The organism is Pseudonocardia kongjuensis (assembly GCF_039526905.1).
In the GTDB taxonomy this organism is placed as follows: domain Bacteria; phylum Actinomycetota; class Actinomycetes; order Mycobacteriales; family Pseudonocardiaceae; genus Pseudonocardia; species Pseudonocardia kongjuensis.
In genome coordinates, this window is record NZ_BAAAJK010000008.1 from 39,269 (window position 1) to 49,788 (window position 10,520).

Annotated in this window: 1 protein-coding gene; it reads left to right on the forward strand. The window is 75.7% G+C overall.

The genetic code is table 11. The annotated features are described in order from the left end of the window. The first annotated feature begins 11 nt into the window (after window positions 1-11). On the forward strand, window positions 12-10,487 hold the full coding sequence (locus ABD160_RS12730) for a type I polyketide synthase (protein WP_425563614.1): 10,476 nt from the start codon (window positions 12-14) through the stop codon (window positions 10,485-10,487). The last annotated feature ends 33 nt before the right edge of the window (window positions 10,488-10,520 follow it).

Below are 10,520 nucleotides of genomic sequence, written 5' to 3' on the forward strand. Positions count from 1 at the left end.
AGGTCAGCACCCTGATGGCCAACCAGGCTGAGATCGCCCGATACCTGAAGCAAACGACAGCCGACCTGCGGGCGGCCCGGGCGCGCGTCGCCCAGCTGGAGTCCGACCCGATTGCGATCACCGCGGCGGCCTGTCGGTTCCCTCGGGGAATCGGCGACCTCCGGCAGCTGTGGGACCTTCTCGCCGCCGGCGACGAGGTCGTCTCGCCGCTGCCGACCGACCGCGGCTGGCCGCTGCCCGGCCTGGTCGACGTCGACGGGGACCGCCCCGGTACGAGCTACGTCGGGCATGGCGGCTTCCTCGACGAGGCCACTGAGTTCGACGCCGGCTTCTTCGGGATTTCCCCGCGCGAGGCGCTCGCCATGGACCCCCAGCAGCGCGTGCTGCTGGAGGCGACGTGGGAACTCACGGAGCGAGCCGGGCTGCTGCCCGGCGACCTCCGCGGTAGCGCGACCGGCGTGTATGTCGGCGCGGCGAGCATGGGCTACGGCTTCGGCGGCGCCCCGCCGGAGGCCGAGGGCATGGTCCTGACCGGAACCGGGACGGCGGTCGCGTCCGGGCGGCTCGCGTACGTCCTCGGGCTCACCGGCCCGGCGCTCACCGTCGACACGGCATGCTCGTCGTCGCTGGTGGCGCTGCACCTCGCGGCGCAGGCGCTGCGCCGCGGCGAGTGCGAACGGGCGATCGTTGGCGGCGTGGCCGTCATGAGCGACCCGTTCGTCCTCGTCGAGTTCAGCCGCCAGCGCGGCCTGTCCCCGGACGGGCGGTGCCGCTCGTTCGGCGCGGCCGCCGACGGCGTGGGTTTCGCCGAGGGTGCTGCGCTCGTGCTGGTGGAACGGCTCGCCGACGCGCAGCGCGCGGGCCGTCACGTGCTAGCTGTCGTGCGCGGGAGCGCCGTCAACCAGGACGGTGCGTCCAACGGGCTGTCGGCGCCCAACGGCACGGCACAGCAGCGGGTGGTCCGCGCGGCGCTCGCCGACGCCGGGATCGCTCCCGCCGACATCGACGTCGTCGAGGCGCACGGCACCGGCACGCGGCTCGGCGACCCGATCGAGGCCAAGGCGCTGCTGGCCACCTACGGGCGCCACCGCCCCGCCGACCGGCCGCTGTGGCTGGGCTCAGTGAAATCCAACCTTGGGCACACGCAGGCCGCAGCAGGCATCGCGGGCGTCCTCAAGATCGTGCTCGCCCTGCGGCACGGAACGATCCCACGGACCCTGCACGTGGACGAGCCGAGCCCGCACGTGGACTGGTCGGCGGGCAGCGTCGCGCTCGCGACCGAGCCGGTGGCCTGGCCCGCCGGTGAGCGGGTCCGGCGGGCCGCGGTCTCGGCGTTCGGGATCAGCGGCACCAACGCGCACGTGATCCTGGAGGAGCCCCCCGCCACGGAGCCCGCCGCGCCGCGCCCGAGGGGCCCGGTCCCGCTGGTCGTGACGGCTCAGGACCCTGAGGGCGTCCGGGCGCAGGCCGCCCGGCTGGCCGCGTGGCTGCGGCGCGACCCTGCCGTTGACCCGGTCGAGGCCGGCGCCACGCTGGCGCTGCACCGGGCGCCGTTCACGCACCGCGCCGCCGTCGTGGGCGAGGACACCGCCGAGCTTGCCGCGGAACTGGACACCCTCGCGACCGTCACCGACGCCAGCTCTGGACGGCCCCGCGTCGCCCTCGTGTTCCCCGGCCAGGGGGCGCAGTGGGCGAGCATGGCGCTCGAGCTGCGGGAGCAGAGCACAGAGTTCGCCGCGGCGCTCGCCGAGGTGGAGGCCGCGCTCGCGCCGCATGTGGACTGGTCGCTGGTGGACACGCTGGGCGACGCCGCCGCGCTGCAGCGGGTGGACGTCGTGCAGCCCGCGCTGTGGGCCGTCATGGTCGCGCTCGCGACACTGTGGCGCGCGCACGGCGTCGAACCGGACGTCGTCGTCGGGCACAGCCAAGGGGAGATCGCCGCGGCGTGCGTCGCGGGCGGGCTCAGCCTGGCCGACGGCGCGCGCGTCGTGGCACTGCGCGCGCAGGCGATCCGCGATATCTCAGGGGCGGGCGGCATGCTGGCTGTCGCAGCGCCCGCGGAGCGGGTCACCGCGCGCCTCGCGAACTACCGCGACCGCGTCGCGCTCGCCGCGGTCAACGGCCCGGCCGCGGCGGTCGTGTCCGGCGATCCGGAGTCGCTCCGCGAGCTGGCCGAGTACTGGACGGGCGAGGGCGTGGACACCCGCCTGCTCCCCGTCGACTACGCCTCCCACTCGGCGCAGGTCGACCGGCTGGCCCCGCGGCTACGAGAGGCGCTGGCCCCGATCCGTCCCCGCACCGGGACCGTACCGTTCTACTCGACCGTCGACGACGCCGTGATCGACACCGCGACGCTGGACGCCGAGTACTGGGTGCGCAACCTGCGCGCCACCGTCCGGTTTCACGACGCGGTGCAGCAGGTGGCCGCGGCCGGCCGCACCGTGTTCATCGAGTGCAGCCCGCACCCCGTCCTCGTCCCGGCGATCGACGCCCCGGCCGGCGCCGCGGTCGGCACACTGCGCCGGTCCGACGGCGGGCTGCGTCGGTTCCGCGGCGCGCTCGCCGAGGCCTACAGCCACGGCGTACCGGTCGACTGGGAGCAGGTCTTCGGGCCGCGCGGCACCCGCCCGGCGGAGCTGCCGACGTACCCGTTCCGGCGGCGCCGATTCTGGATCGTGCCGCGCGACCGCACTGAGCCGGCGGCTGACCTGGGCTACCGACTGACCTGGGCCGCGCCCTCCCACGACACCCCGGCACCCGAGCAGCGGCGGGTGCTGGTCCTCCCGGCCGGCGTCGCCGCTCCCGCCGGACTGGACACACTCAGCCCCTCCGCGACGCTCGTGCTGGACGCCGCGGCGCCCGACCGCGTCGCGTACGCCGCCGCGCTGCGCCCGGTGCTCACCGAGCCCGGGACGGCGGTGCTGTCGCTGCTCGCGCTCGACCCGGCGGGCATCGCGGCCACCGTGGCGCTCACGCAGGCGCTGCTCGACCTCGCCGACCGGCAGGCCACGCTGTGGGTACTGACCCACGGCGGCGTCACCGCAGTGCCGGACGACGTGCCCGACCCGGAGCAGGCGCGGTACTGGGGGCTCGGGCGCGCCGCCGCGCTGGAGCACCCCGAGGTGTGGGGCGGGCTGATCGACCTCCCCGCGACAGGCGTGTTACCGGCCGTGCGGCTGCTGCCCGCCGACGAGGACCAGGTCGCGCTCCGTGTGGGCGGCCCGCTCGTCCCGGCCGTGGAGGCGGTGCCCCTGCCCGCGGCGCCGTGGCGGCCGTCGGGGGCGGTCGTCGTGGCCGGCGGGATCCCCGCGCAGACCGAGGCGCTCACCGCGTGGCTGGTCGCGCACGAATCCGTCGAGCACGTCTTGCTGACGGGAGTTCCCGACCGGCCCGCCGAGTCGGCTGACCGCCTGCGCGCGCTCGGCGACCGCGTCACCGTCGACGACGCCGCGGCGCTCGCCGGCCACGTGCGCGCGGCGTTCCACCTTCCGTCGCCCGCCGTCGCCACCCCGCTCGCCGACGCGGACCCGGTGGAGCTGGCCGCGACCGTCGTGGGCCGGACGGCAGGCGCCCAGGCGCTGCACGACATCCTCGTGGCCGGGCACGCCGGCACGCTCGAGACCGTCGTGTACTTCTCGTCGGTTGCCGGGCTGTGGGGGACCGCAGGCCGGTCTGCCTACGCGGCGGGCAACGCCGCCCTGGACGCGCTCGCCGACGCGGGCCGCGCCGCCGGGCTGCCCGCCACCACAATCGCCTGGACACCGTGGCACGGCGGTGAGACGGGCTACCCGGGGCTCACGCCGCTCGCGCCCGAGGCCGCGCTCGATGCGCTGGCCCGGGCGGTCGGCGCAGGGTTTACCCGGCTCGCGGTCGCCGACGTCGACTGGCCCGTCTTCCGCGACGTCCTCGCCGCGCGGCGGACGTCCGGGTTCGCGCGCCGCCTGCCGGGCGCCGAGCCCGCCGAGGAGGAGCGCGACAGCGGGCTGCCCGGGACGCTGCGCGGTCTCGCCGAGGACGACCGGATCCGGACGGTCGAGTCGATCGTCCAGACCGAGCTAGCCGCCGCGCTCGGGCACGCGCCCGGCGCAACCGTCGCCCCGGTGCGCGCGTTCCGCGAGCTGGGGCTCGACTCGCTCACCGCGGTCGAGCTGCGCAACCGGCTGCGCGCCCGCACGGGCCTGCCGCTGCCCAGCACGGTGATCTTCGATCGGCCGACCGTCCGCAAGCTGGCCGCCCACCTGCTCGACGAGCTGCTCGGCCGTACCGACGCCCCGCAGATGGCAGGCCCCGTGGCGGCGCCCGACGACGACCCGGTCGTGATCACGAGTGCGGTGTGCCGGCTGCCCGGCGGCATCGCGGACCCCGAGACGTTCTGGTCGTTCCTCGACGCCGGGCGGCACACGGTGTCGGAATTCCCGGCCGACCGCGGCTGGGACCTGCGGACCCTCACCCAGGGTGACCCCGCCGCGCCCGGATCGTCGAGCACGCGCTTCGGCGGGTTCCTCGACGACGCCGCCGCCTTCGACCCCGAGTTCTTCGGGATCTCCCCGCGCGAGGCCCTCGCGATGGACCCGCAGCAGCGATTGCTGCTGGAGACCGCGTGGGAACTGTTCGAGCGGGCCGGCATCGACCCGGCGACGCTGCAGGGCGGCGACACCGGCGTGTTCGTCGGGAGCAACGGGCAATCCTACTTCCCCGTCGCGACGGGCAGCGCGGACGACCTCTGGGGGCACCTCGGCATCGGCAACACCGGGTCGGTGATGTCCGGCCGAATCGCGTACGTGCTCGGGCTGGAAGGCCCGGCGCTCACGGTTGACACCGCGTGCTCGGCGTCGCTCGTGGCGCTACACCTCGCCGTCACGGCGGTCCGCCGCGGCGAGTGCACGCTAGCCGTCGCGGGCGGCGTCACCGTCATGTCCAGCCCCGACACGTTCGTCGACTTCGCGCGCCAGGACGTCCTGAGCCGCGATGGCCGCAGCCGCGCCTACGCGGACGACGCCGCCGGGGTCGCGCTCGCCGAGGGCGTCGTCCAGGTGCTGGTGGAGCGGCTGTCCACGGCCAGGGCCGCCGACCGCGAGGTGCTCGGCGTCGTGCGCGGCTCGGCCGTCAACCAGGACGGCGCGTCCAACGGGCTGACGGCACCGAATGGCGCCGCTCAGCAGCGGGTCATCCGGGCCGCGCTCGCGGGCGCCGGACTCGGCCCGGACGCGGTCGACGTCGTCGAGGGCCATGGCACCGGCACCCGGCTCGGCGACCCGATCGAGGTCGGTGCCCTGCGCGCGACCTACGGGCGCGACCGGCCCGCGGACCAGCCGCTACTACTCGGCTCGGCCAAGTCGAACATCGGCCACACACAGGCCGCGGCCGGGCTCGCGGGCGTCCTCAAGATGCTGCTGGCCCTGCGCCACGAGAGGGTCCCCGCCACTGTGCACTGCACGCAGCCCTCCGAGCTGATCGAGTGGGACGGCGTGCGTCCGGTGTCCGAGCCGCAGCCGTGGCTCGCCGGGGACCAGGTCCGACGGGCGGGCGTCTCGTCCTTCGGGATCAGTGGGACAAACGCCCATGTGATCCTCGAGGAGCCGCCCGCAGCGGCACCCGAGCCGGAGCCCGCCCCCGCCGCGGGGCCCGTACCGTGGGTGCTGTCGGCGCGCACCCCCGCGGCGCTCGCGGCGCAGGCTCGGCGGCTCGCCGAACACATCGCGACCGACCCCGAGCCGAACGCGGCCGCCATCGGGCACGCGCTCGTCCGCACCCGCACGACGTTCGAACACCGGGCGGTGCTCGTCGGGTCGGACCCGGCCGAGCTTCAGGCCGGGCTCGCCGACCTCGATGCGCACGCCGCCGTCGGGCACGCCCCGGCCCCGCGGCGCGTCGCGTTCGTCTTCCCGGGCCAGGGCGCCCAGTGGGAGGGGATGGCGGCGCAGCTGCTGGCAGAGTCGCCCGTCTTCGCCGCGCGGATGCAGGAGTGCACAGACGCCCTGGCCCCACACGTGGACTGGTCGCTGCTCGAGGTGATCCGGTCGGGTGCTGCGCTGGACCGCGTCGAGGTCGTGCAGCCCGCGCTGTGGGCGGTGATGGTCTCGATCGCCGAGCTGTGGCGCCACCACGGCGTCGTCCCGTCCGTCGTGGTCGGGCACAGCCAGGGCGAGATCGCCGCGGCCTGCGTCGCGGGTGGACTCTCGCTCGCCGACGGCGCGCGCGTCGTGGCGATGCGCTCACAGCTCGCGACCCGCATCGCCGCGACGGGCGGGATGCTCGCGATCGGTGCGCCGCTCGCCGAGGTCCGGGAGCGGATCGCCCCGTTCGGCGGGGACATCGAGATCACCGTGATCAACTCCTCCCGGTCGGTGATCACCGCGGGGAACCCGGAGGCGCTCACCGCGCTGGCCGCCGCGTGCGAGGCGGACGGCGTGCGTACGCGCCCGATCCCGGCGGCGTGGGCCGGACACACATCCCAGGTCGACCCGATCGAGCCCGACCTGAAAGCCGCACTGGCGGGCATCACGCCCCGCTCGGGCGAGCTGACGTTCCACTCAACCGTCCGCAACGCAGCGCTCGACACCGCCGAGCTGGACGCCGGGTACTGGTGGGACAACGTGCGCCAACCCGTCCGGTTCCACGAGGCCGTCGAGGCACTGACAGCGCAGGGCGTGACGGCGTTCGTCGAATGCAGCGCCCACCCCGTCCTGGTGCCGGTGCTAGACACCGGCGACGACGTCGTCACCCTCGGCACGCTGCGGCGCGACGAGGGGGGAACGGACCGGTTCCTGCGCGCGCTCGCCGAAGCCCACGTCAGCGGCGTCGACCTCGACTGGACGCCGCTGTTCCCGGACCGACGGCCCGCCGCGCTACCGGTCTACCCGTTCCAGCGGCGGCGGTTCTGGGCCGCCGCGGCGCCGGGTTCGGGCCTCGGCCGCGGCGCTGGCCTGACCGCGACCGACCACCCGCTCCTGCCCGCCGTCGTCGAGGTCCCAGAGACCGACGAGCTGCTGCTGACCGGGGCGCTCGCGCACGCCGACCAGCCGTGGCTCGCTGACCACGCCGCGGACGGCACCGTCATCCTGCCCGGCACGGCGTTCCTCGAGCTCGCGGTCGTAGCCGGGGACCGCTGCGGTGCGGTCGTCGAGGAACTGACCCTGCTCGCGCGGCTGGAGCTGCCGGACGACGCGCCCGTGCAGGTCCGGGTCCGGGTCGAGGCACCGGATGAAGGGGAGCGGCGGGTCCTGACCGTCCACGCCCGCCCGGAGGGCGATCCGGACTGGACCCGGCACGCGACCGGCCTGCTCGGACCGGACACCGACGGCCAGGCCCGCGCCGTCCCGCCGGCCTGGCCGCCCGCGGACGCCGAACCCGTCCCGCTCGACGACCACTACGCCACGGCGGCCGCCGCGGGCTACGGCTACGGCCCAGCGTTCCAGGGGCTGCACCAGGCCTGGCGCCGCGACTCCGAGGTGTTCGCCGAGGTGACGCTGCCCGAGCACGTGCGCCTGGACGGGTACGTGCTGCACCCCGCGCTGCTCGACGCCGCGGTGCAGGCCGTGGCATGCGGCTGCGTCCTCAGCGACCCCGGCAGGCTGAACCTGCCGTTCGCCTGGACCGGGGTGCGCGTGCACGCCTCCGCGGCGACGGAGCTGCGGGTGCACATCGTGCCCGCTGGCCCGGATGCGGTAACGCTAAGACTCGCCGACCCGCTCGGTGCCCCCGTCGCGGAGGTCGACCGGCTGGAGTTCCGCCCCGCGGCCGCCCCGGTGACAGGGGCGCACCACCTGCGCTGGGAGCCCGTCGCTTCCGGCACCGCGGTGGACCTGCCCGCGCCGGTGGCGCTCGAGCACGCCCACGACGTCGACCCGGGCGAACGGCTGGTCATCGAGGTCCCCACGGCGGACGGTGACCCGCAGCCGGTGCTGGACGCTGTGCTCGCGCTGCTGCAGGAGGCTGTCACCGCCGAGCGGTTCGCCGCCACCGACCTCGTGCTGCTCACCCGGCACGCGGTCGCCACCGGGGCGGGCGACCCGCCGCCCGACACCGTCCAGGCGAGCGTGTGGGGCCTGGTCCGGTCCGCGCAGGCCGAGCATCCCGGCCGGTTCACGCTCATCGACCTCGACCAGGCGACCCCGGACACGCTCGGAGCCGCGCTCGCCACGGGCGAGCCGCAGCTCGCCGTCCGGTCCGGGCGGCTGTCAGTGCCACGGCTGGACGTGGCTCCGGAGCCGGGGGCGCTGGACCTGCCTGGACAGCCCTGGCGGCTGGCCCCCGTCGAGCCGGGCACGGTCGACGGAATAGCGCCGGTCTTGCTGCCCGAGCGCCCACTCGGCCCGCTGGACGTCCGGGTCGCAGTGCGCGCCGCTGGTGTGAACTTCCGCGACGTACTGATCGCGCTGGGGATGTACCCGGGCGAGGGCACGATGGGCGCCGAGATCGCCGGCGAGGTGACCGCAGTCGGCGCGGACGTCACCACGCTCGCGCCGGGGGACCGCGTGTTCGGGCTGGTCGAGGGCGGGTTCGCCGCCGAGGCCGACGCCGACCACCGCCTGCTCGCCCGGATGCCCGCCGGCTGGGACTTCGCCACGGCGGCGTCGCTGCCGGTCGCGTTCCTCACCGCCTGGTACGCGCTGCACGACCTCGCGCACGTTCGGTCGGGGGAGACGGTGCTGGTGCACTCCGCCGCCGGTGGCGTCGGGATGGCCGCCGTGCAGGTCGCCCGGCACCTCGGCGCCGAAGTGGTCGGGACGGCGAGCCCCACGAAGTGGGCCGCGCTGGCACCGCTCGGCCTGACCGCCGGGCAGCTCGCGTCGTCCCGGACAACGGAATTCGAGCAGGTCTTCTCGAACGGGGTCGACGTCGTGCTGAACTCGCTCACCGGCGAGTTCATCGACGCCTCAGCCCGGCTGCTGCTCCCCGGCGGCAGGTTCGTGGAGATGGGAAAGACCGACCTGCGCGACGGCCTCCCCGGCGCGGAGTACCTGCCGTTCGAGCTGATGGACGCCGGTCCGGAGCGGATCGCGGCGCTACTCGCCGAGCTCGTCCCGCTGTTCGAGCGGGGCGCGCTCACCCCACCGCCGCGCCGCGCATGGGACATCCGACGGGTGCGGCACGCGTTCACCCACATGAGCCGCGCCCGGCACGTGGGCAAGGTCGTGTTGACCGTCCCGCGGGCGCTCGACCCGAACGGAAGCGTCCTCGTCACGGGCGCGGGCACGCTCGGCGGGCTGCTCGCCCGGCACCTTGTCACCCGGTATGGAGCGCAGCACCTGACGTTGGTGAGCCGATCCGGACCGCCACCCGAGCTCGTCGCCGAGCTGACCGAACTCGGGGCCGACGTCCAGGCGCAGGAGTGCGACGTAGCCGACGGGGGCGCGCTCGCCACCGTGGTCGCGGAGTTGCCGCGGCCGCTGACCGCGCTCGTGCACACCGCGGGCGTCCTCGACGACGCGCTGCTGGAGTCGCTGACACCGGAGAGGGTGGCGGGGGTGCTGCGGCCCAAGGTCGCCGCGGCGCGCCACCTCGACGCGCTCACCGCGGGCCACGACCCGGCCGTCGTGGTGCTGTACACGTCGTCGGCCGCGGTGCTGGGCGGTCCCGGACAGGGCAGCTACGCCGCTGCCAACCACTACCTGGACGCGCTCGCCGCCGCCCGCTGCGCCCGCGGGCTACCGACCCGCGCGCTCGGCTGGGGGCTGTGGGCCGAGACGAGCGGGCTGACGGGCACCCTGTCCGACCGCGACCAGGCCCGGATCGCCGCGGCCGGGCTGCGGCCCATGCCGACTGCGACGGCCCTGCAGCTGTTCGACGCGGCCGTCGCGAGCAGCGAGCCGGTCACGTACCCGATGCTGCTGGACCGGGCCGCGCTCACCGCCAAGATGCGGGCGGGCGAGTCGCCCGTTGTGCTGACCGGGCTGGTCGGTGCGCCCGGCCCGGCGGCCCCGGCACGGCGGAGGGCCGGGGCGCTGCCGGACGAGATCGATGCCGGGGCCGCGCTGCACCGCACGCTCGCCGCGGCGCCGGACCCGCTGCCGGTACTGGCCGACCTGGTCCGGCGCACGGCCGCAGCCGTCCTCGGGCACCGGGACGCCAGCACTGTCACCGGCGACGCTGTGTTCCGCGATCTCGGGTTCGACTCGCTCACCGCCGTCGAGATGCGCAACCGGCTGGCGCGCGCGACCGGGCTGCGGCTGCCCGCCGCGCTCGTATTCGACCGGCCGACGACCTCGGCGGTCGCGGCTTACCTCGCCGAGCAGCTCGCGGTCGGGTCGGAACCCGCCGAACCGGAGCTGCCCGCCGAGCTGGCCCGGCTCGCAGCCGCCGTCGAGGAGCTGACGGTAGACGCCGGGACAGCCACGTTGATCGACCAACGGCTGCAGGCCCTGCTCGCGGGCTGGCGGCAGCGCAGCGCCGCGACGGAGCCTGCCGCCGCGGGCTGGAAGTCCGACGAGGAGCTGTTCGCGTTCCTCGACGACCGACTCGCCGAGCGAGGGGGACACGCGTGAGCGAGACCGAGCAGACCCGGCTGAGACAGTACC